Origin of the sequence: Roseobacter phycocola (genome assembly GCF_042055075.2) — a bacterium.
GTDB lineage: Bacteria > Pseudomonadota > Alphaproteobacteria > Rhodobacterales > Rhodobacteraceae > Roseobacter.
The window spans coordinates 1988100-2011072 of record NZ_CP194010.1 but is presented as its reverse complement, the minus strand read 5'-3'; the positions used below and the strand labels follow the sequence as shown (position 1 = coordinate 2011072).

The 22973-nt window shown below is 60.4% G+C and carries 26 protein-coding genes and 1 tRNA gene; 15 read left to right on the top strand and 12 right to left on the bottom strand.

The window, feature by feature from the left end:
* Window positions 1-111 precede the first annotated feature (111 nt).
* The 4 genes from AB4K19_RS09870 to AB4K19_RS09855 form a co-directional block, all read right to left on the bottom strand.
* Window positions 112-741, bottom strand: a complete 630-nt coding sequence (locus tag AB4K19_RS09870) for a nucleoside/nucleotide kinase family protein (protein ID WP_436399519.1) — start codon at window positions 739-741, stop codon at window positions 112-114.
* Complete coding sequence (locus tag AB4K19_RS09865; RefSeq protein WP_375228217.1) at window positions 738-1511, bottom strand: ATP-binding cassette domain-containing protein; 774 nt, start codon at window positions 1509-1511, stop codon at window positions 738-740. Before AB4K19_RS09865 ends, AB4K19_RS09870 begins: the two co-directional genes overlap by 4 nt.
* Window positions 1508-2575, bottom strand: coding sequence for an ABC transporter permease (locus AB4K19_RS09860; RefSeq protein ID WP_375228216.1), 1068 nt, complete (start codon window positions 2573-2575; stop codon window positions 1508-1510). The genes AB4K19_RS09865 and AB4K19_RS09860 overlap by 4 nt, the downstream gene beginning before the upstream one ends.
* 120 nt (window positions 2576-2695) lie before the next feature.
* Complete coding sequence (locus tag AB4K19_RS09855) at window positions 2696-3715, bottom strand: sugar ABC transporter substrate-binding protein (protein WP_375228215.1); 1020 nt, start codon at window positions 3713-3715, stop codon at window positions 2696-2698.
* A 189-nt stretch (window positions 3716-3904) separates the two neighbouring features.
* Here AB4K19_RS09855 and AB4K19_RS09850 point away from each other — a divergent pair, with 189 nt between their 5' ends.
* Window positions 3905-5104 carry an ROK family transcriptional regulator gene (locus AB4K19_RS09850; protein WP_436399518.1) on the top strand — a complete coding sequence of 400 codons (1200 nt, stop codon included), beginning with the start codon at window positions 3905-3907 and terminating at the stop codon, window positions 5102-5104.
* 37 nt (window positions 5105-5141) lie between these two features.
* Here the strand turns inward: AB4K19_RS09850 and AB4K19_RS09845 are convergent.
* A tRNA-Tyr gene (locus AB4K19_RS09845) sits at window positions 5142-5225 on the bottom strand.
* Window positions 5226-5334: 109 nt separating this feature from the next.
* Here AB4K19_RS09845 and rlmB point away from each other — a divergent pair.
* The 3 genes from rlmB to AB4K19_RS09830 all read left to right on the top strand — a co-directional run bounded on the left by rlmB (window position 5335) and on the right by AB4K19_RS09830 (window position 7112).
* Window positions 5335-6120 (top strand): 23S rRNA (guanosine(2251)-2'-O)-methyltransferase RlmB, encoded by a 786-nt coding sequence (rlmB, locus tag AB4K19_RS09840; RefSeq protein WP_375228212.1) that lies wholly within the window; start codon window positions 5335-5337, stop codon window positions 6118-6120.
* Window positions 6121-6131: 11 nt separating this feature from the next.
* On the top strand, window positions 6132-6437 hold the full coding sequence (locus AB4K19_RS09835; RefSeq protein ID WP_375228211.1) for a hypothetical protein: 306 nt from the start codon (window positions 6132-6134) through the stop codon (window positions 6435-6437).
* Between the two features lie 207 nt (window positions 6438-6644).
* Window positions 6645-7112, top strand: coding sequence for a CoA-binding protein (locus AB4K19_RS09830; RefSeq protein WP_436399517.1), 468 nt, complete (start codon window positions 6645-6647; stop codon window positions 7110-7112).
* Window positions 7113-7114: 2 nt separating this feature from the next.
* Here the strand turns inward: AB4K19_RS09830 and AB4K19_RS09825 are convergent, their stop codons facing one another.
* From AB4K19_RS09825 to hisA, 4 genes are read right to left on the bottom strand one after another with little or no spacing between them, the layout of a single operon-like run.
* Window positions 7115-7423 (bottom strand): phosphoribosyl-ATP diphosphatase, encoded by a 309-nt coding sequence (locus tag AB4K19_RS09825; protein ID WP_375228209.1) that lies wholly within the window; start codon window positions 7421-7423, stop codon window positions 7115-7117.
* Entirely contained in the window at window positions 7420-8181 is a 762-nt protein-coding gene (gene hisF / locus AB4K19_RS09820; protein WP_375228208.1) for an imidazole glycerol phosphate synthase subunit HisF, read from the bottom strand. The genes AB4K19_RS09825 and hisF overlap by 4 nt, the downstream gene beginning before the upstream one ends.
* Before the next feature lie 5 nt (window positions 8182-8186).
* The gene (locus tag AB4K19_RS09815) at window positions 8187-8678 is read right to left on the bottom strand and encodes a DUF2867 domain-containing protein (RefSeq protein WP_375228207.1); all 492 of its coding nucleotides are present in this window, start codon (window positions 8676-8678) and stop codon (window positions 8187-8189) included.
* 5 nt (window positions 8679-8683) lie between these two features.
* Window positions 8684-9406 (bottom strand): 1-(5-phosphoribosyl)-5-[(5-phosphoribosylamino)methylideneamino]imidazole-4-carboxamide isomerase, encoded by a 723-nt coding sequence (gene hisA / locus AB4K19_RS09810; RefSeq protein ID WP_375228206.1) that lies wholly within the window; start codon window positions 9404-9406, stop codon window positions 8684-8686.
* A gap of 176 nt (window positions 9407-9582) precedes the next feature.
* Between hisA and AB4K19_RS09805 the strand changes: the two genes are divergently transcribed.
* Window positions 9583-9969: a DUF2147 domain-containing protein gene (locus AB4K19_RS09805; RefSeq protein WP_375228205.1), complete on the top strand. Its 387-nt coding sequence runs from the start codon at window positions 9583-9585 to the stop codon at window positions 9967-9969.
* A gap of 190 nt (window positions 9970-10159) precedes the next feature.
* Here AB4K19_RS09805 and AB4K19_RS09800 read toward each other — a convergent pair whose 3' ends face one another.
* A complete protein-coding gene (locus AB4K19_RS09800) occupies window positions 10160-11041 on the bottom strand; it encodes a spondin domain-containing protein (protein WP_375228204.1) in 882 nt (293 codons plus the stop codon).
* A 483-nt stretch (window positions 11042-11524) separates the two neighbouring features.
* Here AB4K19_RS09800 and AB4K19_RS09795 point away from each other — a divergent pair, with 483 nt between their 5' ends.
* The gene (locus tag AB4K19_RS09795; protein WP_375228203.1) at window positions 11525-12094 is read left to right on the top strand and encodes a hypothetical protein; all 570 of its coding nucleotides are present in this window, start codon (window positions 11525-11527) and stop codon (window positions 12092-12094) included.
* Between the two features lie 65 nt (window positions 12095-12159).
* On the opposite strand, the gene hisH is transcribed toward AB4K19_RS09795, so the two are convergent.
* Both hisH and hisB read right to left on the bottom strand, forming a co-directional pair.
* Entirely contained in the window at window positions 12160-12798 is a 639-nt protein-coding gene (hisH, locus tag AB4K19_RS09790; RefSeq protein WP_375228202.1) for an imidazole glycerol phosphate synthase subunit HisH, read from the bottom strand.
* A 1-nt stretch (window position 12799) separates the two neighbouring features.
* The gene (gene hisB / locus AB4K19_RS09785; RefSeq protein WP_375228201.1) at window positions 12800-13387 is read right to left on the bottom strand and encodes an imidazoleglycerol-phosphate dehydratase HisB; all 588 of its coding nucleotides are present in this window, start codon (window positions 13385-13387) and stop codon (window positions 12800-12802) included.
* A 137-nt stretch (window positions 13388-13524) separates the two neighbouring features.
* Here hisB and AB4K19_RS09780 point away from each other — a divergent pair, with 137 nt between their 5' ends.
* The 9 genes from AB4K19_RS09780 to AB4K19_RS09740 all read left to right on the top strand — a co-directional run bounded on the left by AB4K19_RS09780 (window position 13525) and on the right by AB4K19_RS09740 (window position 22791).
* The gene (locus AB4K19_RS09780) at window positions 13525-13764 is read left to right on the top strand and encodes an Lrp/AsnC ligand binding domain-containing protein (protein ID WP_375228200.1); all 240 of its coding nucleotides are present in this window, start codon (window positions 13525-13527) and stop codon (window positions 13762-13764) included.
* Window positions 13761-14102, top strand: a complete 342-nt coding sequence (locus AB4K19_RS09775) for a hypothetical protein (RefSeq protein WP_436399516.1) — start codon at window positions 13761-13763, stop codon at window positions 14100-14102. Before AB4K19_RS09780 ends, AB4K19_RS09775 begins: the two co-directional genes overlap by 4 nt.
* A 183-nt stretch (window positions 14103-14285) precedes the next feature.
* Window positions 14286-16862 (top strand): methyl-accepting chemotaxis protein, encoded by a 2577-nt coding sequence (locus AB4K19_RS09770; protein WP_436399515.1) that lies wholly within the window; start codon window positions 14286-14288, stop codon window positions 16860-16862.
* A gap of 170 nt (window positions 16863-17032) precedes the next feature.
* The gene (locus tag AB4K19_RS09765) at window positions 17033-17575 is read left to right on the top strand and encodes a 2'-5' RNA ligase family protein (RefSeq protein ID WP_375228196.1); all 543 of its coding nucleotides are present in this window, start codon (window positions 17033-17035) and stop codon (window positions 17573-17575) included.
* Window positions 17576-17737: 162 nt separating this feature from the next.
* Window positions 17738-19033 carry an extracellular solute-binding protein gene (locus AB4K19_RS09760; RefSeq protein ID WP_375228195.1) on the top strand — a complete coding sequence of 432 codons (1296 nt, stop codon included), beginning with the start codon at window positions 17738-17740 and terminating at the stop codon, window positions 19031-19033.
* 66 nt (window positions 19034-19099) lie between these two features.
* On the top strand, window positions 19100-19978 hold the full coding sequence (locus AB4K19_RS09755) for an ABC transporter permease subunit (RefSeq protein WP_375228194.1): 879 nt from the start codon (window positions 19100-19102) through the stop codon (window positions 19976-19978).
* Window positions 19978-20823: an ABC transporter permease subunit gene (locus AB4K19_RS09750; protein WP_375228193.1), complete on the top strand. Its 846-nt coding sequence runs from the start codon at window positions 19978-19980 to the stop codon at window positions 20821-20823. The genes AB4K19_RS09755 and AB4K19_RS09750 overlap by 1 nt, the downstream gene beginning before the upstream one ends.
* Entirely contained in the window at window positions 20823-21899 is a 1077-nt protein-coding gene (ugpC, locus tag AB4K19_RS09745) for a sn-glycerol-3-phosphate ABC transporter ATP-binding protein UgpC (protein ID WP_375228192.1), read from the top strand. Before AB4K19_RS09750 ends, ugpC begins: the two co-directional genes overlap by 1 nt.
* 58 nt (window positions 21900-21957) lie before the next feature.
* Window positions 21958-22791 (top strand): carbohydrate ABC transporter permease, encoded by an 834-nt coding sequence (locus AB4K19_RS09740; RefSeq protein ID WP_375228191.1) that lies wholly within the window; start codon window positions 21958-21960, stop codon window positions 22789-22791.
* Window positions 22792-22973 lie beyond the last annotated feature (182 nt).

The following is a 22973-nucleotide window of genomic DNA, read 5'->3' as shown; positions in this document are numbered from 1 at the left end:
ACCGCATCCTGCTTATAGTCCCGGGTCCGCCCGCGCCGGAGGTGTGCCACGGCGCCGCAATGATCCCGCAGCGTGTCTGTGCCGGGGAGCTGTATCTAGCAGAAACCGGCTTCAGCCCGTCAGAAGGATGTCCGCAGGCAGCGCTTTTTCGGCAACCGCGCGCGCATTTGCGATGTCATTTCCGGCGGCGCGGTCAGCGGCCTGTTCCGGTGACAGACCATGGTCCAGCCAGCGCTGAATGAGGCGCTGTTCCAGTGTTTCAATCGCAATATCCAGCCTGACCGACAGATCCCAGTGCGGCGCGAGATCGCGCCAGACCGGCGCGTCAAAAAGCAGGTAATTGCCTTCGACGATCACTGTGTCGCAATCCGGCCCGACCCGTCCGGCGCAGGCCACCGAAATATCCCGGTCCCGTTCGAACAGCGCATAAAATACTTCGTCTTCGTCGTGCAGCCTGCTGATCAGGCTGACAAATCCCGCCGCGTCAAAGGTATGTGGTGCGCCTTTGCGGTTTAGGCAGTCGCGGTCGAGCAGGATCTGGTTATGCAGATGGAAACCGTCCATCGGGACGACTTCGGCAGCGCACCCTTCTTTGTTCAGCGCGGTGGCGAGGCAATCCGCGAGCGTGGTTTTCCCGCTCGCCGGTTGTCCGGCCAGAGCGACCAGCCGGCGGCGCCCCTGACGCGGCGCCGCAAGAACGCGCGGACAGAGCTGCGCGGCCATGTCCGCGGGGGAGGTCATGCCGCCTGAGAGGGCGCTTCTTTGGCACCGGTCATAAAGGCGACTGCGTCGGACATTGTGTAATCCTTGGGGTCAATGACACAGAGCCTGCGACCCAGCCGGTGCACGTGAATGCGGTCTGCGACCTCAAACACATGGGGCATGTTGTGACTGATCAGAATGATCGGAATGCCGCGGGATTTTACGTCGAGGATCAGCTCAAGCACCTTGCGGCTTTCCTTGACACCCAGAGCCGCCGTGGGTTCGTCGAGGATTACAACTTTGGAACCGAAGGCGGCGGCACGTGCCACGGCCACGCCCTGGCGCTGGCCACCTGACAGGCTTTCGACGGCCTGGTTGATGTTCTGGATTGTCGCCAGCCCCAGTTCGCTCAGCTTGTCACGGGCGAACTGCTCCATGGCCTGTTTGTCCAGCCGCCGGAACACCTTGCCCATGATGCCCGGTTTGCGCAGCTCGCGCCCCATGAACATGTTGTCCGCAATCGACAGGGCAGGAGACATGGCCAGCTGCTGGTATACCGTTTCGATGCCCTTGTCCCGGGCCTCAATCGGCGAACGGAACCTGACTTCCTGACCTTCGAGCCAGATCTGGCCTTCATCGGGGACCACCGCCCCCGACACCGCCTTGATCATAGAGGATTTGCCGGCGCCGTTGTCTCCGATCACGGCCAGGATTTCGCCTGGCATGAGATCAAAGTCAGCATGGTCGAGCGCGGTGACCTTGCCGTACCTTTTGACAAGGTTCCGGGCTTTGAGAATAGGCTCTGTCATGCTGCCACCTTTCTGATCCACTGGTCTACTGCGACGGCTGCAATGATCAGCATACCGATCAGCATGAAGGTCCACTGCGGGTCTGCGCCTGCCATGCGGAGGCCCAGTTCGAACACGCCCACGATCAGGGCACCAAAGAGCGCGCCTGCGATGGAGCCGCGTCCGCCAAAGAGGGATATTCCCCCGATCACAACAGCGGTAATAGACTGAATATTGCCGATGACGCCGGTTGTTGCAGAGGGCGAGATCGACCCGAACCGGCCGACCATGACCCATCCCGCAAGCGCGCAGATAAATCCGGCGGCCATATAAACGGACATATAGGTCCGGTGTACGTTTACCCCTGACAGTTCTGCGGCTTCGGGATCATCGCCCACAGCGTAGACGTGCCTGCCCCAGGCCGTGGACCGGAGCGCGTAGGCGAGCACGACAAAGAGTGCGATCATGCCGATCACCCCCAGCGTGAACGTCGCCCCGCCGAACTGAATTTTGGTGCCAAGGAACTGCAGGAACGATGCTTCGGCTTCGATATCCTGTGAGCGGATGGTTTCGTTGGCGGAATAGAGATAGTTCGCGGCCAGAACGATCTGCCACATGCCCAGCGTGACGATAAACGGCGGCAGCTTCATCCGGCTGACGAGCCAGCCCGAGATGGCGCCCAATGCCGTACCAACGGTCAGGCCAATGGCGACGGACACGGCCGGCGGCACGCCGTACTGAAATGACGCCTTACCCATCACCACCGTGCAGAGCACCGCGATGGCGCCCACGCTCAGGTCAATCCCGGCGGTCAGAATGATCAGAGTCTGCGCGGCTGCGAGTACGCCAACGATCTGCACCTGTTGCAGAATGAGCGTCAGGGCAAAGGGCGAAAAGAAACGCGACCCCAGCAGAATGCCAAAAAGTGCAATTGAAAAAATCAGGACGATCAGCGGCACCAGAGAAGGCGTCTGATGCAGGGTGTGCTGGACGCGCCCGACGAATCCGCGGCGGTGATCTTCGAAGGCTGCGACCTTGACGTCGGCAGAAGAGAGAGCCGCTTCGTAGTTGTCCGGTTGGGTCATGGAATCCTATCCTGATGGACGGTGTCAGGGCCGGTCATCAACCGCCCTATGGTATGGCTGTGAAGATGCGGGGGGAAGGCTGCTGCCCCCCTCCCGCTTTTGTTGTTCTGCCTGCGCAGATCAGCCCCAGCAGAGGTCCTTGCCTTCTGCGACCGAGATGCTTTCAACGCCGTCGGCCGGCTTGTCTGTCACCAGCGATACGCCGGTGTCAAAGAACGCCTTGCCTTCTGTTGCTTCCGGCTTGGTGCCATCCTTGGCCCATTGTGCGATCGCTTCGATGCCCAGTGATGCCATCAGCAGCGGGTACTGCTGCGAGGTTGCGCCGATCACGCCGTCCGCGACGTTCTGAACGCCGGGGCAACCGCCGTCGACGGAGACGATCAGCACGTCGTTCTCACGACCGATGGCCTTGAGTGCTTCATAGGCACCGGCAGCCGCAGGTTCGTTGATAGTGTAGACAACGTTGATGAACGGGTCCTTGGCCAGCAGGTTCTCCATGGCACGGCGGCCACCTTCCTCGTTTCCTGCGGTGACGTCATGGCCGACGATACGCGGATCATCCTCGTCACCCCATTTGTTGGGGTCTTTCACGTCGATGCCGAAGCCGGTCATAAAGCCCTGATCGCGCAGAACCCCAACCGTCGGCTGGCTGATCGCCAGATCCAGCATGCCGATTTTGGCATCTGCTGCTGCGTCGCCCAGCTGGGCAGCGGCCCATTTGCCGATCAGTTCGCCCGCAAGGAAGTTGTCCGTGGCAAAGGTCATATCGGCCGCATCAATGGGTTCCAGCGGCGTGTCGAGCGCAATGACAAGAAGACCCGCGTCGCGCGCCTGCTGTACAACCGGAACAATGCTTGCAGTATCCGAAGCAGTCAGCAGGATACCCTTGGCACCATTGGCAATGCAGGTTTCGATCGCCTGAACCTGTGTTTCGTGGTCACCGTCCACCTTACCGGCGAACGAGCTCAGCTGGACGCCCAGCTCTTCGGCTTTGGCCGAGGCGCCTTCCCGCATCTTCACAAAGAACGGGTTCGTGTCGGTTTTCGTGATCAGGCAGGCAGAGACACCGTGACCATCGGCAAACGCGGCTCCGGCGCTTGCAATCATCGCCATTGCGGTTCCGGCAATAAGCTTTTTCATAATTTCCTCCCAGGGGATTGATTTGATCGTCATGAGCAGCAAAGCCGCCCGCACCCGGCGGCCCTATCCGCTCAGGTTGACGCTTAGGGAAACCGATTCACCCCAGAGTGTCAATAAATAAATAAACTTGATTTATTAATTAGGATGTCGCTTACTTTATGGGTGCAGAGTGAGGTTTTTGGACCGGGTATGGACGGCGGCGAAATCACTGAGCGCCTCGGTGGCGTTAATCAGAGCGGTGTGCGTAACCACAACGAACGCCTTCTGATGTCTATGCTGCAGCGCTCCGGTGGTATGGCCGGAAGCGACATGGCCCGGCGCGCCGGACTGTCGCCACAGACCGTCTCGGTCATTCTCAGAAAGCTGGAAAAAGACGGTCTGCTCCGGCGGGGTGATCCGGTGCGGGGCAGAGTGGGCAAGCCATCCATTCCGATGCAGCTGAACCCTGACGGTATTTTTGCCTTCGGGCTCAAGATCGGACGGCGCAGCGCCGATCTGGTGGTGCTCGATTTTGTGGGCAGGGTGCGCGAGCAGCTGAAGAAGACCTATGAGTATCCGCTGCCCGAAGAGATTTTCGACTTTCTGCGCAGCGGGACGCAGAAACTGGCGCGCCGGCTGAGTGCTGATCAGCGCGAACGGTTGTGCGGCATCGGAATCGCGACACCGTTCGAGTTGTGGAAATGGCACAAGCTGGCAGGCACGCCCGCCGACAGTTTCAGGTCGTGGAAGGACGTTGATTTCCGCAAATCCGTCGCCGAGTTTTCGCCACTGCCGGTCTATGTCGGAAATGATGCTACCGCTGCCTGCCGTGCTGAACACCTTTATGGAACCGACAAGGGCCTGCAGGACTATGCGTATTTCTTTGTCGGCTCTTTTGTGGGCGGCGGAATCGTTCTGAACGACACGGTGTTTCAGGGCAATCAGGGGAACGCGGGGGCCCTTGGCGCGATGCGCAGCACCGGGCCGCTGGGCGAAAGCCGGCAGCTGATTGATGTGGCCTCGATCCATCTGCTGGAAACGCGTCTGATCGAAGCGGGTGTGCGCCCCTCTGTGCTCTGGGACGAACCGCAGGACTGGACGCGTCTTGCCCGCTATGTGGATCCGTGGCTGGGCCAGACTGCACAGGAACTGTCCAAGGCGGCACTTTCCGTCTGTGCGGTGATCGATTTTCAGGGCGTCGTGATCGACGGGGCGTTTCCCGAACCGGTGCGGCTGGAGCTGGTTGAACGGGTCAACCGGTATCTGGCCAGCCAGGACACGCGGGGCCTGATTGCCCCGGTGGTGGCTGCGGGCAGCGTCGGCGCGAACGCACGCGGGATCGGGGCGGCAAGCGGGCCGATCTCTTCGCAGCTGCTGCTCGACAAAAACGCGGGTTTGTCGGTCTTCTGAGGACCGGCGCCGGCAAAGTCTCCGATGTCAGGAAAAGTGGTGGGCGACCCTGGAATCGAACCAGGCGTGCGTCTCCGCGAGGGAGTTACAGTCCCCTGCCACACCTTGCGGCCTGTCGCCCACTCTGTCCATGCATTGCATCAACAGTGGCGCGTGATTACAAGCGGACCCTACAGGCGTCAAGACGAAATCCGAACCTTTTCGCCGCCGCAGTCAGGCAGGACCATCGAATGAAAAAACCGAAGTGGGTCGTTCAGAAAGAGCAGGACAAAAAGGCCCGGTCCCGCGAGACGGTGTGGCTCTTTGGGCTGCATGCGGTGCGGGACGCTCTGACGAACCCGGCGCGCAGCCGGGAACGTCTGGTCGTGACCCCCAACGCGGAGCAGAAACTGGCGGATGCCATTGCGCAGAGCGGCATGACACCGGAAGTTGTCGAGCCGCGCAGGTTCAGCGTGCCGCTTGATCCCGGGTCGGTGCATCAGGGCGCGGCGCTCGAGGTGAAACCGCTGGAATGGGGGCGGCTTGAGGACGTCTGCATCGGGGATGAAGCGCCCCGCGTGATCCTGCTTGACCGGGTCACGGACCCGCATAACGTCGGTGCCATCCTCCGGTCTGCTGAAGTGCTGGGGGCGTCTGCGGTGATCGGCACCCGCCATCATTCCGCGCCGGAAACGGGTGCGCTGGCCAAGACCGCCAGCGGCGCGCTGGAACGGCAGCCCTATCTGCGGGTGCGTAACCTCGCCGATGCGATCCGCGCATTGCAGGACATGGGCTACACCGTGCTGGGCCTTGATGGCGAAGCGGACCAGACAATCGAACAGGCGGTCGCAGGACGTACTGACCGGCCCGTGGCGCTGGTGCTGGGCGCGGAAGGGCCGGGCCTGCGGGAAAAGACGCGCGACACCGTGGACCATCTGGTGCGGATCGATGCGGCGGGCGATTTTGGGTCGCTCAACGTCTCGAATGCCGCGGCAATCGCCTTATATGCAAGCCGTGGCCCGCGCGGCAGCGCATAGGAGAACCGGACATGCATCCGAAAATTGCAACCTGTTGTTATTGCGGGGCACGGGCTGCCCTGCGTCTGGACAAGGTGCGGCATGAACTGACATGCGCCAGTTGCGGCGCCCCCCTGCATGACCTGAAACGTCTGCCGGTCGAGCGCAGGGACACGGGGGCGGAAAAACGGCCCACCCCGCCGCGCCGCAAAAAGCATGTGCCGCCGCCGGAATACCGGTCGGACTACAAACGCCCGAAGAAACAAAGGCGGCGCAAGGGTTTTCTGCGCTATGCGCTGGAGGAGATTGCGGACGTCGTCGAAGACATCTTTGACTGAATTCTGCCGCTCAGTTTAACGGTTCGTTCACAGATTTGAGAGAGGGTCTGGGCAGGCGCTGAAAGGCGCTTAAGTATTCTGAGTATCAGTTGGCCCGGAACGCCGATTGATTGCGTTACTGTCCCTCGTTCCGTACCTTGCAGCGCCCGTGGCATTCATGCTCCGGGCGCTCTTTTTGTCTCTGGAACATAAGAGTAGGGTGCCGGCATGAACAGGACAATGCGCGAACACAGAGATATCCTCCAGCGCACCCGGCGGATTGCCGCCGTGGGTGTGTCCATGAATCCCGTGCGCCCCAGTTACTATGTGGCACGGTATCTGGGTCTCAGGGGGTATACCGTCATTCCCATCAACCCTATGCATTCGGGAGAAGAGCTTTTTGGCCAACCCGTCTACGCGAGCCTTTCCGACATTCCGGAACCCGTCGATATGGTTGATATTTTCCGGAGGTCCGAAGCTGTTCCGCCTGTTGTTGACGAAGCGCTTAGTGTGTTTCCGGACCTCAGGACGCTGTGGATGCAGATCGGTGTTGAGCATGAAGACGCAGCCGCCCTGGCCAGAGCACGCGGGATTGATGTAGTAATGAACCGGTGCCCCAAAATCGAACACCAGCGCCTTTTCGGTGAGTTGCGCAAGGGCGGATTTAATACAGGTGTGATTTCGTCAAGGCTCTGATATCAGTCGCGCGCGGCTTTTTCCTGCAGCCCGGACTGTGCCTGACGTCCCGCCAGTTCCTTCAGAACCGCCTGCAGCGGCACATCGCGCGATGCGAGCATGACCAACAGGTGATAGAGCACGTCAGCGGCCTCGCTGGTCAGCGCATCGCGGTCGCCTTTGACCGCTTCGATGATGGCTTCCACCGCTTCCTCACCAAATTTTTCGGCGCATTTCTCAGGGCCTTTCGCCAGCAGCTGTGCGGTCCAGGAACTGCCCGGGTCTGCGGATTTGCGGGCTTCGATCGTTTCAAACAGGTCTTGCAGGGTCATGTCAGCCTCATCGGAATGCCTGCCGCGGCCATATGAGCCTTGGCCTCTGCAATGGTGTAGTCGCCAAAGTGGAAAATAGAGGCCGCAAGCACAGCCGACGCGCCGCCCTTTGTCACGCCTTCCACGAGGTGGTCCAGCGTGCCCACACCACCCGAGGCAATGACCGGCACGTTCACCGCATCCGAAATGGCGCGGGTCAGCGGCAGGTTGAAGCCTGCGCGCGTGCCGTCGCGGTCCATGCTGGTCAGCAGGATTTCTCCCGCGCCTTTCGCCTCGACGGTGCGGGCGAATTCGACGGCATCGATGCCGGTGGGTTTGCGCCCGCCATGGGTGAAGATTTCCCATTTTCCGGGGCTTACGGTCTTTGCGTCGATGGCGACCACGATACACTGGCTGCCGAACTGATCGGCGGACAGGGCCACGACATCCGGATCGGCCACAGCCGCCGAGTTGAACGAGACCTTGTCCGCGCCTGCAAGCAGCAGCGCGCGCACGTCCGCCGCTGTTCTGACGCCGCCGCCAACCGTCAGCGGGATATAACAGTGCTCCGCCGTGCGGGTCACAACGTCAAACATGGTGCCGCGGTTTTCATGCGTGGCGGTGATGTCGAGGAAACAGAGCTCGTCGGCACCAGCGGCATCATAGGCAATGGCCGCATCCACCGGATCTCCGGCGTCGCGCAGATCGACAAAGTTCACCCCTTTGACCACACGGCCTTCGGCCACGTCCAGGCAGGGAATAATGCGTGTTTTGAGCATATTGCTTACGTCCGGGGCAATCCGTCAGAGGGTGGTTCGGCAAACTGTGCCACCCGGGCCAGAGCGTTTCTGGCGATCATGATGTGAAACGGCATGATCGCGGCGAGATAGAGCCGCCCGCCGATGTTGTTGGGTTGGACCCAGGTTGCAAGGTACACAGATCCGGCCTCGCTCAGAACACTCACGCGGAAATTGAGGTGGCGGTCATTGAAGCCGGCGATGACCTCGTGGTCCGTTTCCGTCTCGACCGGGAAAAGCCCGAGTTTATCGGCACTGTCCGGACCATCGGCCATAAGGCCGAAGGGGGCAGTCACCACATTGCGCAGAGCAACGAGAACACGCGCCCAGCCGGGAAAATCCACAATAATTTCAGCAGCCTGGCGCGGGGGCAGGGGCGAGGAAACGCTGTAGCAGTCGAGGAAATCACCCGGTGTTCTGCGCGAATGCAGCATGCTCTGCGCCGGCAGGTCCGTTTTTCGCACGCGCTTCTCTGTCATAAAGGTCACCCCCGCAGTTCTGCGAGCGCTTCCCGCAGGTCTATGGCGCCATCATAAAGCGCGCGCCCGGAAATTGCACCGTTCAGCGCTGTGCCACAATCACGCAGGGCGCGCAGGTCATCCAGTGACGACACGCCGCCCGAAGCGATTACCGGGATCGACACGGCGCGTGCGAGATCCGCTGTGGCGGCGATGTTGGGTCCGCCCATCGCACCGTCGCGCAGGATGTCTGTATAGATGATCGCAGCGACACCTGCGTCCTCGAACGAGCGGGCCAGATCGGTCACGCGCACATCCGTTTCCTCGGCCCAGCCCTTGGTCGCAACAAAACCGTTGCGCGCATCGATACCCACGGCGACCTGGCCCGGAAAGGCTTTTGCTGCCTCGCGCACGAGGTCCGGATTTTCGACGGCGACGGTGCCCAGAATGACCCGCGCGAGGCCTTTCTCCAGCCAGGTTTCGATGGTGGCCATGTCGCGGATGCCGCCGCCCAGCTGGGCCGGCACATCGCAGGATTTCAGGATCGCCTCGACAGGGGCCGCATTCACCGGCGCGCCGGCAAAGGCGCCGTTCAGATCGACCAGATGCAGCCATTCGCAGCCCGCTTCGACAAAGCTGCGGGCCTGGGCTGCAGGGTCGTCACTGAACACGGTGGCCTGGTCCATATCGCCGTGCACGAGGCGCACGGCCTGGCCGTCCTTGAGGTCAATTGCGGGGTAGAGAATCATCGTCGGTGTCCTGTCGGTATCGCGTCGGTATTACGTCGGTGCGCCGCGCGCGCTTCATGCACGAGCCGTTCACGAATTGCAACGCGACGTAAAGTCAACGTGCGTTGCGACGCGGGGTCACTGTTGCCTGAAAGGCGGACCCGGTTCCAGATGCCACCCGCAAGGGAGGACATATCATGACAAGATTTTGGGTGGCCTGTGCGGCCATGGCAGTTACGGCAGGCATGGCGGCAGCGGACCCGCTGGAGGGCACATGGCAGACGGAGCCGGACGAGGGGGCTTTTGCGCACATCGACATCGGCCCCTGTGGCGCGAATTTCTGCGGCACGATCGCGCGCACCTTCAAAGACGGCGGCGAGTACAAATCGCCCAACCTGGGCAAGACCCTGGTGATCGACATGGCGCCGCAGGGATCGGGCAAATACGAGGGCAAAGTCTGGCGCCCGAGCAACGACAAGATTTATCTGGGTAAAATCGCGCTGAATGGTGACAGCATCAGACTGCGCGGCTGCGTGGCGGGTGGTCTGATCTGCTCGAAACAGACCTGGGCGCGGGTAAAGTGATCCGGCTGGCCCCGGCATTGTTCCGGGGCCGCATGGTGTCTGAACCTGCGTTTTGCGTTTGACGGGCTGTGCGAAACGGACAGCTGAAAAGACTAGGCTTGCCCGGGCCCGTATTGGCAGGTTTTCAGCACAGGCGTTAAAAAGGGCCCCGCGTCGTGCAGGGCCCTTTCATGATCGTTTTGCCCGTGCGTCAGCCTTTGCGGCGACGGCTTGCCGTGATCAGACCACCGACACCGGCCAGCAGCAACAATCCGGAGGCGGGCAGCGGAACCGGAGCCACTTCGGTGATTTCGATGGTCAGAACATTGAAGTCGTCTGAGGTGAAGTCGAAAAAGCCGCTGAGTGTAGCAAGGGCGGGCAGAGACGGGTCAGACCCTGGAGGGGCCAGATCCACACCGCTCCCAAAATCAAGACTCAGAGCGCGCTGGATGGTGCCAGCCTCGTCCGCGCCTGCATTGATGTCAGCGCCCTGAACGAAGGCGGCACCACCGGCCACGCTGAGATCATTCACCTCTGTACCGGCGTCAAAGATATTGTCCCGACCCACAACAATCGACTGTGGACCAAGGAAGGAGCCCGTCTCGTCGAAAATCTCAATGGGATCGAGGTTTCCTATAAAGGTGTCGTTGGAGGGCAGGATCATAGCGAGGAACGTAAAGAAGCGATCGTCGGTCGGATCGGCGATGTCCACGATCGCTGAACCTGCGTCACCACCTGCCTGACCCGGGCCGATGTCTGGCGAGAAGATCGGTCCCGGGCCTGCATTACCGAAAACCGGTGCAGGCACACCGCCGCCACCTTCGCTGGCACGCTGGGCCGCAATTGTGGTTTCGTCCTCCGCGGGACCGAATCTTCCGGTTTCTGCGAGCTCTCTGAGGCCTTCGGACGCTTCTCCGCCGATTTCGATCGGGTCAAAACCGCCGTTGTGGAACGCCGTGTAGAGCGGCGTGATGAACAGTGGGGTCGTGCCGTTGTGAGTGACGCTGATCTTAAGGGTGGTCGCATTTGCATCTGAACCGAGCGCACCAATTGACCCCATGGCCAGAACGGCCACAGCCAATAAATTCTTCATTGCGTGTTTCCTTGTTGGAGTTTCATGGGTGTGAGCGCTCACACGGCCACAGTACCAGCCCTGCATTCACACAGGGGTCACGTGTCGGTGAAAGTCCTTTAAATATATGACGTTTTTGCGATTGAGCGCGATCAGAAGTTCACCGGGCCGTGATCAGTCCGGCGTCCGCGCGTGTGAGGCGGGGCGGGGACCGAAGGCATTGCGCTTGACTTCGCGCTGTCAGTTTTCACACATTCGGTACACGCGGAGGTCGAAGCGCAGAAGCGCTGACACGGGCAGGCGATCGCCGTATTTTGCCGACAAGCTGAGCTTCGACGCGCCCTCAGGCGCGACCGAAACGTATTGAATTTTGAGGGTAACGCATTGAGCAACAGTCAAAATAACAAGGTCTGGTGGACGAACCCGACAAACGTTCGGGTTAAGAGTAAGCAGATCAGGCCCTATCTTCCTGACGTTACGGTAGAAAACGAGAGGGTGCACGATATGGGTGATCTAAACGCCTGTTTGCTCAACCACGCGTGCCTCGACGAAAACCTAGTACCCAGCGAATTGAGGTGGTTCTTCTCCAAGGTGCCCGAGAAAGAGCGCAAGCTGCCTGATGCGTTCAAGGGACATTTTGCTGCCATCATTATTTCGGAACCCTTCCGGGACATTATTGCTGAACATGAGATTGGCCGAACCCAAATCATTGAGCTGCCTTTGTACGAGCTTCGGGAAATGACGAAAATGGGTCAGACGACAGCAGACTATGACAAAAAAGATCCAGGACGTTGGTTTTTGTTGAACGTTGTCGAGTTCAAAAATGCTTTAAAGCCCGACGAATGCGGCAACCTGGTGGAGCCTATATCTCACCGACCAGGCTACTATTCCTTTGATCCATCGAATGCGCCCTTGATCGCACTGGATGCTGACGTGGCGGCCGCTGGTGTTCCGATCTGGCGGGAAAAGCATCTGCGCGATGGCGTTTTCTTTTCTGACGACATCAAACGCGCCGTGAAAACGGCGAAGCTGAAAACGCCCGCGTTTTCGTTCAAACCCTGCGTGCTTTTCTGAGCGACCGGAGGCCTGCCGTCACGCCCGCTGTGCGCGGCGACTTGCAGAATGCCGGGCTCAGCGGATCAGGGCCGCCAGGTCAGGAAATTCGCGATCATGCGCAGGCCGGCGGACTGGCTCTTTTCCGGGTGGAACTGCAGGCCGATCATGTTGTCGCGCCCGATGACAGCTGTGACGTCGCCGGCGTAGTCCACGTGGGCGAGGCGCTGGGCGGGGTCATTGACCTGCATGTGATAGCTGTGCACGAAATAGGCGTGATCGCCCGTCTGCACCCCTTCGAACACCGGGTGGGGGGCGTTCAGCACCAGATCGTTCCAGCCCATGTGGGGCACTTTCAGAGATGCGTCTGCCGGTGTGATGCGGGTCACGTCACCACCGACCCAGCCGAGGCCTGCGGTTTCCTGGTATTCCAGCCCGCGCGTGGCCATCAGCTGCATGCCCACACAGATGCCCATAAAGGGGCGGCCGCGCGTGGTGACCGCCTCGATCATCGCGTCACAGAGGCCGGAATGACCGCTGAGGGCTGCCATACAGGCCGGGAAGGCCCCGTCGCCGGGCAGTACCACGCGGTCCGCGCGGGCCACGGTATCGGCATCGCCGGTGACCACAACATCGCCGCCGTCCACTTCACCGGCCATGCGTTCAAAGGCTTTGTGCGCCGAATGCAGGTTGCCGCTCTCGTAGTCGATAATGGCTGTCAGCACGTCAGAGCGCACCTTTGGTCGAGGGAATGGCATCGGCCTTGCGCGGGTCTGTCTCCAGCGCGTCACGCAGGGCGCGGGCCACTGATTTGAACGCGGCTTCGGCGATGTGGTGGCTGTTCAGCCCGTGCAGCATATCGACGTGCAGGGTGATGCCGCCGTGCGTGGCAAACGCCTGAAAGAATTCGCGCACGAGTTCGGTGTCGAAGGTGCCGATCTTTGCCGTGGGGAAATCCACGTTCCACACCAGAAAGGGCCGGGCCGACAGGTCGAGTGCGGCGCGCACCAGCGCGTCATCCATGGGCAGCAGACAGGAGCCGTAGCGCACGATGCCGCGTTTGTCGCCCATGGCCGCCGTCAGCGCCTGACCGAGGGCGATGCCGGTGTCCTCGACCGTGTGGTGGTCGTCGATGTGCAGATCGCCGGTGGCGCGGATGGTCATGTCGATAAGCGCGTGGCGCGACAGCTGGTCAAGCATATGGTCGAAAAAGCCAACGCCGGTCTGGTTGTCGTAGACGCCGGTACCGTCCAGATCGATCGTCACCTGGATATCGGTTTCCGCCGTTGTGCGGGTGATGGTGTGGCTGCGCATGTCCGGGCTCCGGAGGTCAGAATTCCGCGCCCTTATAACAGCCTGCGGTTCTGCGCCAAGGTGTTAACTTGGGGATTGCGGCGGGCGTGCTCTCTGTGCCAGCCTGTAGCCTGCAACATCTGTCCCGGAGACCCGTCATGTCCACCTGTGTGTTTATCCAGATCCGCTGTAAACCGGGCACGACCTACCAGGTGGCCGAAGAGATTGCGCTGCGTGAAATCCATTCGGAACTCTATTCCACGAGTGGCGATTACGATCTTCTGATGAAACTCTATATCCCGGCGGAGGCTGATGTGGGCAAATACATCAACGAGCACCTGCTGGATATCAGCGGGATTGAACGGTCCCTGACGACCATGACGTTCAAAGTGTTTTGAGCCTGCGGGCGGCGGCGGGTGCCGCAGTTCTGATGCTGGCGGGCGGGCCGGCTGTGGCGCAGAGGACGTATGAGGGCAGTGAGGCGGCGGCGCTGCGCTGTGCCAATACCATGGCCTTCACCGCCATTGCGCTGTCTGAGACCGGCCGGATGACCGAGGTGGAAAAAGACGTGCTGCTGGGGGTCACGGTGCTCATTCTGGAGCGGCATGTGTCCGGCACCTGGGCGCAGAAGAAGGCGGCGCTGGAGGTGGTGCGTGACCGGCGGGACACGCTGGAGACCCTGCAGGATTTTGAGATGTTCGCGGAAACCTGTCTGCGGCAGTTCCCGATCAACTGAGATCGCGCCCGGGCGCATTTGCCGCTGATTTTCAGTAATTTGCTCCGGACGCGGGTGTACTGTTTTACACTTTGATAAGAATCGCCTGCTACCCGGATTGGCAGCGCGCAGCCCGGACACGCCAGAATATCCGGACACCGGCTCTCCCGGCTGTTGCTCAATGTGAGTACAAGGGGGTTTCCTGTGCAGCAAGTACTGAAGAATGTCACCATCTCAAAGCGCCTGCCGGCCATCATGGCTCTGCTGGTCGGGGTCACTGTCCTCGTTATGGGGGTTGCGAACTACTATTCGACGCAGTCCGTCATCCGCGCGGGGGCTTCCGAGAAGCTGCAGTCCATCGGTATTCTCAAACAGAAGCGGATCGAGAACCTGCTGAACGACATCGACCGCGACCTGCGGCTTCAGACCCTTGAACCCACGACGTCGCAGGCGCTGATTGCGCTTGCGGACGGGTATGCGTCGCTGGAGAATGCGGGCGAGGTTCTGCGACGCGTCTACATCACGGACAACGAATTTCCGCTGGGAGAGAAAGACCAGCTGGTGAAGGCGGATACCGGGTCAAGTTATGGGTTTATCCATGCCATCTATCACCCCACTTTTACCCGCCTGAAGAACGAGATGCAGTACTACGACATCTTCCTGATCGATCCGGACGGGAACCTTGTTTACAGTGTCTACAAAGAAAACGATTTCGCGACCAATCTGAATGAAGGGGCCTTCAAAGAATCGGGCCTTGCTCAGGCGTTTCGCGGCGCCCTTGAACTGCCTGCGGATGGCGGATCCGTCTTTGTCGATTTCCAGCCTTATGAGCCCAGTGCCTATGCGCCGGCAGCCTTTGTTGCGCGCCCGGTTTTCAATGAGCAGGACACACTGCTGGGGGTACTGGCCTATCAGATGCCTGTCGGGCTCGTGAATGCGGCGGCAGGTGAACTGGACGGTCTGGGCAGCACAGCGGATGGGTTCATCGTGGGCGAAGACCGTCTGATGCGGACGGATTCGCCGCTGACCGAAGAGAGTGAACTGCTGACAACGGTCGTGGACAACGAGGCTGTGACACAGGGGCTTGAGGGCGGTTCGGGTCTGTTCGATGCAACCGGTCGCGACGGGCAGCGGGTTGTGGGTTACTACGCAGGATTTGATTTCCATGGCATCAAATGGGTGTCCATCGTCCAGCAGGACTACGACGAGCTTTACGCAGCTGCCTACCGGACAATGTATTTGGGCGCGGCCTTTGCCGTGGCCATTTTTGCGGCATCACTGGTCGTATCAGTTTTCTTTTCCCGCACCATTTCGCGCCCGCTGCAGCGCCTGACGGGTTCGGTCTCATCCGTTTCCGAAGGGGCTCTGGACACAGAAGTGCCAGAAACAGAGCGCGGGGATGAAATCGGTGCGCTGGCCCGGGCCGCGGAAGTGTTCCGCCAGAACGCGGTCCGTATGGAAAAGATGAACGAGGAACAGAAAGCAGCCAGCGAGGAGATGGCCCGCCTGAGCGAGGAGCGGGAGAAGGCCGCAGAGCGTGAGGCGCAATCGATGCGCGAGCGTGAAGAGGCCGATAAAGCCGCGGCACAGGAGCGCGAGGAAATGATGCGCAAACTCGGCAGCTCCTTCGGCGAGGTTGTGCATGATGCGCTGGCCGGGCGGTTTACGAGCCGCGTGGATGCGGATTTCGACGACGAGATCCTGATCGAGCTTGCCGACAACATCAACCGCCTGATGGGAGCGGTGGATGATGGTCTGCATCAGACCGGCGCTGTTCTGGGCCGCATCGCCGGGGGCGATCTGTCCCAGCGTCTGGAAGGGAATTTCCAGGGGGCGTTTGCAGAGTTGCAGACCAATGTGAATGACATGGTCGGCTCGCTCAACACGCTGATCGGTGAGATTTCAGTCAGTGGCAATACGCTGTCTGAATCCTCGGGCGAACTGCAGCAGACGGCCGATCTTCTGTCGCGGCAGGCGGAGCAGAACGCTGCATCTGTCGAGCAGACCTCAGCCGCACTGGAGCAGTTGTCAGCGAGCATCAAACACGTGAGCGGCAATATTTCCGAGGTCAGCACCAACGCCCGTGAAGCGCGTGACAGTGCCTTGGCCAGTGAAAAGATCGCGGGAGATGCGGCTGTATCGATGGACCGTATCGCGGACGGTTCAAAAGAAATTGCACGCGTGACTGCAGTGATCAACGATATTGCGTTCCAGATCAACCTGCTTGCACTCAACGCGGGCGTGGAGGCCGCACGGGCGGGCGAGGCGGGACGGGGCTTCTCCGTCGTTGCATCTGAAGTGCGCCAGCTGGCCCAGCGGGCCAGTGAAGCCGCGCGTGAGATCGGCGAGGTGATCTCGCAGAGCGATACGGCCGTTGCTGAAGGGGTCGAAAATGTCGCCAATGCCAAAGCGTCGCTTGAGGACATTTCGGCGCGGGTGATCAGCATTTCCGACAGCGTTGATGATGTCACCACCGCGATCTCAGAGCAGTCCTCGGGTATCAACGAGATCAATTCCGCGGTGTCTCAGATCGACGGCAACACGCAGAAACAGGCGGCGGCCTTTGAAGAAGTGACCGCGTCCAGCCAGGTGCTGGCGCAGGAGGCGAAGGATCTGAAACAGTCGACGGCCCGTTTCATCATTCCGGATGCCCCGGCAGCACGCCCCGCGCCTGCGCGTGCTGCGGCCCCCGTTGAAACAGCGCCGCGCGAGATGCCCGCAGCGTTTGAGGACGATCGCGCAGACGGCACATATGGTGGTGCCGGCTGGGAAGAGTTCTGATCCGGCGGTTGTCCGTGGACCGGGCGGCCCGCAGGGCTGCCCGGTGGGACGGGGCGCAGCGCTTCGGCCTTCTGCCTGTCCCCGTCTGATCCCCGGCACCGACAGGCTCCTGGCCCGCAGGGCGCCCGCTTCAATTGCGTCGCGTCGCAGATGGCCCTAACACTCCGGACATGACTGACAGCCGCGCCTGCGAACATTCCGTCTGGCTGGTGCCCGATACCGCCAGCAGCGCTCTTTTCACCGAAGAGATCGCATCCCTTGTCACAGCGACCGGCGGAACGCCGTTCATGCCGCACATCACCATGGCGGGTGATCTGACCGGGTCTCCCGGCGCGACACAGGAACTCTGCCGCGCCATGTCGGGGAGCCTCGCACCTTTTGAGGCCACCGTGTCCGCGATTGTGGCGGGGCCGCAGGTTTTTATGTCCTTGTTTCTTGATCTGACGGTGCCTGCGCACGTGGCAGTCGCCCGGCAGCAGCTGTGCGCCCGGCTGGGTCTGAGTGCGGCGCCCGCGTGGCGGCCGCATATCAGTCTGGCCTACGGCGTTGAACCCGGACCGGAGAAGGAAGCGATACGTGCGAGGCTGGAGCACGCCCACCGCGGTCGCAGCATCCCCATCCGCGATGTGGTGGTGGCCCATTCATCCGCCACGCAGGCCATCGACAGGTGGCGCGTGATCTCCCGTTTCCGGCTGGGCGAAGCGGCACTCTGACAGCCTGCGGTTTACCCCGCACAGAACTTGACACCGCCGGTTGCACCGCTGATGGTAGCGCCAGGGGGGGCGGACAAATGCATCTTTTGTCACGCGTTTGTCACTGACCTGCCTGTAAAAACAAAAACGCAATCAAGCTGTTCCAAGGAAAGGGAGATCCCGATGAAATATACAGCCCTGCTCGCCGCAGGCTTTGCTACTTTTGCCACTTCCGCACTCGCGCAGACTGAAATCCAGTTCTGGCACGCGATGGGCGGACGCCTGGGCGAGGTGGTCGAGGAGATCGCCGAGAAGTACAATGCCAGCCAAAGCGACTATGTTCTGGTGCCCACATACAAGGGTGGCTATGAGGACACGATGACTGCCGGTATCGCCGCATTCCGCGCGAAACAGCAGCCTGACCTGATCCAGATTTTCGACGCCGGTGCGGCGACAATCATCAACGCAAAAGGCGCCACTGTGCCGGTTGCTGATCTGATGACAGAGCACGCAGGCGGCTTTGACAGCGGCGACTTCATCGAAGGCGTGCGGTATTTCTATGCCGACAGCGACGGCAAGATGATCGGCATGCCGTTCAACTCGTCCACACCGCTGCTGTATTACAACAAAGACATCTTCGCCGAAGTGGGCATCGACGCACCGCCCGCTACATGGGAAGAGTTCGAAGCCATGGCGCCCAAGCTGAAAGAGGCCGGGTATCAGGCGCTTTCGCAAAGCCACAGCCCCTGGATTTTCTCCGAGAACTTCCACAGCCGTCACAACCTTCAGATGGCGACGGGCAACAACGGGTATGACGGTACGGATGTGAAAATCCTGTACAACAACCCGGAAATGAAGATGCACTGGACCAAGGTCAAAGAGTGGCTGGACGCTGGTTATTACGGCTTTTACGGCCGTGGCTGGGGCGACAACCAGGACGCTTTCGTGCAGAAGAAAACAGCCATGTGGCTGGGCTCCTCGGGCTCGTTCGGCGGTCTGAAAGCGAGCGCGGACTTTGAATTCGGCACATCCTACCTGCCGTACTGGGAAGCGATCATCGAAGAGCCCAAGGGCACCTTCATCGGTGGCGCGGCGCTGTTCGCCATGGCCGGCAAGAGCGCAGAACAGAACGCGGCGACAGCCAATTTCCTGAGCTTCCTGTCCAGCCCGGACATCCAGTACTTCTGGCATAAAGAAACCGGTTATGTGCCGATCACAAACGCGGCCTATGACGTGGCAAAAGCGGACGGTTACTACGAGTCCACGCCGGACGCCGAAGTCGGCATCCTGCAGCTGACCCAGCCGGGTGGTGAATGGACCAAAGGCTACCGTCTTGGGTTCTACGTTCAGATCCGCGACGTGATGTACAAGCACTACGAGGACATCTTCTCCGGTGACGCAACTGTCGATGAGGCGTTCGCGGGCATCGAGGAAGAAGCCAACGATCTGCTTGAGCGTTTCAACGCGACGTACAACTGATCCTGAAAAAGGCTGGCGGGGCTGTGTCCCGCCGGCCACCCAAAGACCGGCCGGGGGGCACCATTTATGAAGCGCGTTCAGTTCGAGCACAGCGCTGTTCCGTACCTGTTCATTGCACCGCAGATCATCATTATTGTGATCTTTTTCCTGTGGCCCGCTGCCCAGGCGATTTACCAGTCTTTCCTGCTTGAAGATGCCTTTGGCCTGTCCTCGCAGTTTGTCTGGTTCCGCAATTACGCAGACACAATCTTCAATCCGTCATGGCTCCAGGCCGCGGGCTTTACCATCATCTTCTCGACGCTGGTCACGTTCCTGTCGCTGGCGATTGCCCTGTTGCTGGCGGTCAAGGCCAACGAGGTTATCCATGGCGCGAGCACCTACAAGACGCTGCTGATGTGGGCCTATGCTATCGCGCCGCCTGTTGCGGGGCTGATGGGCAACCTGATGTTCAACCCGCTGATCGGGGATCTTTACCAGGGCATGAATGCGCTGGGGTTTGATTTCGACCACAAGCTGGATCCGGTGGATGCGGGTTTTGTGGTGATCCTGATTTCGGTCTGGAAACAGGTGAGTGTGAACTTCATCTTCTTTCTGTCCGGGCTGCAGGGCATCCCCAATTCGGTGAAGGAAGCGGCGACCATGGACTGTGACAGTTCGTTCCGCCGGTTCTGGACGATCACCTTCCCGCTGCTCGCGCCCACGACGTTCTTTCTGATGGTGATCAACATCACCTATGCGTTCTTTGAAACCTTCGGGATCATCGACACCACAACGCAGGGCGCACCGGGTGGCGCAACCACGACGCTGGTGTTCAAGGTGTTCCAGGACGGTTTCCGCGGCGCGGATATCGGTGGCTCCTCGGCGCAGTCGGTGGTGCTGATGATCATGGTGCTTGTGCTGACCGTGATCCAGTTCCGCTTCATTGAAAAGAAGGTGCATTACTGATGGAACGACCTTCGATCACAACACATATCATTCTGATCATCGGCGCGGTTTTTATGACCCTGCCGGTCTGGATCGCCTTTGCCACTTCGACCCATGCGCCGGAGACGATCCTGCGCGAGGGTCTGCAGTTCTGGCCCGGCGGGCATTTTTTCGAGACCTATAACGAGGTGCTTTTCGTTGAGGGCGGGGTGATGAAAAAGGTCACCGCGGTGACCATGCTCAAGAACTCGATGATCCTCGGGATAGGTTTTGCCATCGGCAAGGTCATCATCTCGATGCTGGCGGCCTATGCCATCGTCTATTTCCGGTTCCGGCTGGGTGTGCCGCTGTTCTGGATCATCTTCATGACGCTGCTGCTGCCGCTCGAAGTGCGGATCATTCCGTCTTATGAGGTGGTGGCCAACATGGGGCTGCTGGACACGCACACGGGGCTGATTGTGCCGCTGATTGCCTCGGCGACGGGCACGTTCTTTTTCCGGCAGTTTTTCAAATCTGTGCCGGATGAGCTGCTGGAGGCCGCACGTCTTGACGGGGCAACGGCCTGGGGGTTCTTCAAGGACATCCTTGTGCCGCTGAGCCGGACGATGATTGCGGCGATCCTGATCATCATGTTCGTGGTCGGCTGGAACCAGTACCTGTGGCCGCTCATCATGACGACGCAGGAAGACAATTATACGCTGGTGATCGGCATCAAGCAGATCTACCAGGTGCTGAACGAGGGCGGCGAGCTGCCCCAGTTCCAGAAGGCATTTGCACTGACAATTCTGGCGACACTGCCGCCGGTTCTTGTGGTGCTGATATTTCAGAATTGGTTCGTAAAGGGCCTCGTGGAGAGTGAAAAATAATGGCTCAGGTTGAACTCAAACAGGTCCGCAAAACATATCCGAACGGGGCGGAAGCCATCTTTGGTGTCGACATGCAGATCGCGGATGGCGAGCTGATTGTTTTTGTCGGCCCGTCGGGCTGTGGCAAGTCGACACTGCTGCGCATGGTGGCCGGTCTGGAGTCTGTGACGTCGGGCGAAATCAGCATCGGCGATCGTGTGATCAATGACGTTTCCCCGTCGCAGCGTGATGTGGCGATGGTGTTCCAGAACTATGCGCTTTATCCGCATATGACCGTGCGCGGGAACATGTCTTATGGTCTGAAGAACCGCAAAATGCCGGCTGACGAGATCGAACGCCGCATCGTTGAGGCGGCGAAGATGCTCAAGATCGACCAGTTCCTCGACCGCCAGCCCAATCAGCTGTCGGGGGGGCAGCGTCAGCGGGTGGCCATGGGACGTGCGATTGTGCGCAACCCGCAGGTTTTCCTGTTTGATGAACCGCTGTCGAACCTGGATGCCAAGCTGCGCGTGCAGATGCGCATCGAGATCAAGAAGCTGCAGCGGAGCATGAATGTCACCTCGATCTATGTGACCCATGACCAGACCGAAGCGATGACGCTTGCGGACCGTCTGGCGGTGATCAATGAGGGGCAGGTGGAGCAGATGGGCGCACCGATGGAGCTCTATTCCAATCCCCGCACGCTCTTTGTGGCGTCCTTTATCGGGGCCCCGCAGATCAACCTGATGCCGGTGACGTTTGACGGCACGCACCTGGTGAACGGCGACATCCGCCTGACGGGTTACAGCGATCTGCCGGCGGATACGCCGCTGGTGCTGGGCGTGCGGCCTGATGTGCTGTCGATCCGCGAGGATGGCCAGTTCCCGCTGAGCGTTGATCTGGTGGAGCAGCACGGTGGCGAAAACCTGATCTACGGCTCGGTGACCGGTGCGGTGTCTGACGAGGGCGACGCGCAGGAGATCTGCCTGAAGGCCCCGCAGGACCTGTTGCCGGATATGGATGACCGGCTGACGCTGGGCTTTGATCCGGCAGACAGCTTTGTGTTCCGCGCGGATACAGGTGAGCGCCTGAAATGACCGGCCGGGTGCCGCCCCTTGTCCGGTGTGAAGGCGCGGCACGACGGTTTTCCGCAGGATGAAGCGGCCCCTGTTACAGCAGATCGGGGCGCATGCCGTCCTGATGGCGGGTGTACTGTTTCTGATCGGACCCGTAGTGCTGATGGTGTCGTCGTCCACGCAGTCGACGCACGATCTGGTGACCGGGGGGCTGCGGTTCTGGCCCGGCGCGCACGGGCTGGATAATTTCCGTACCATTCTGACCCTGCAGGCGGGGTTTACGGATCAGATCACGGCCGCGGATATGCTGCGCAATTCACTGATCGTAGCGTCAGGGATCGCGGGAGCCACCACGGTTTTGTCACTGCTGGCGGCCTATGGGCTGGTCTGGTTCCGGCTGCCACTGGCAAAGGCCTTTTTGTGGGTGACGCTTGCCACGCTGCTGCTGCCGCTTGAGAGCCGGTTCATCACAACCTTTCAGGTGACCTCTGCGCTGGGGCTGATCAACACGTATACCGGTATGATCCTGCCTGCGGTGATGATCGCCCTTGGCACGCTGTTTTTCCGTCAGCTGTTTCTGAGCTTTCCGGGCGAATATCTCGAAGCCGCGCGGCTGGACGGGGCGGGGCCCTGGCGCTTTTTTGTGGATTTCATCCTGCCGCTGTCGCGCGAACGCGGCGGGGCGATTTTCGTGGTCTCGTTCATGATCGGCTGGAACCAGTATCTGTGGCCGCTGCTGATCAGCACGGACGAGGGGCATTACACGCTGGTGCGCGGCATCCGCCTGATCGGCCAGGAAAGTGGTCCGGGTATGGCGCTGGTTGTGCTGACCATTCTGCCGCCGATGATCCTGGTGATCATCTTTCAGCGCTGGTTTCTGCGTGCGCTCGCGGATCAGAAGGAAAGCTTCTGAGCCTGTTCGGGCCCGGGCCGATACCTCAGTTTTTAGCTGCATTTTAAGCAGAAATGCATCGTTTCTGACCACCTGACGACGCGGTTAAACCGTTCCTGAAACATTCACCGGCATCATCTGCTTTGCAGAGGAGATGTGGATGTCGGGCGTGGGCCTGTTTTATCGGCGATGTTTGGTGTGGT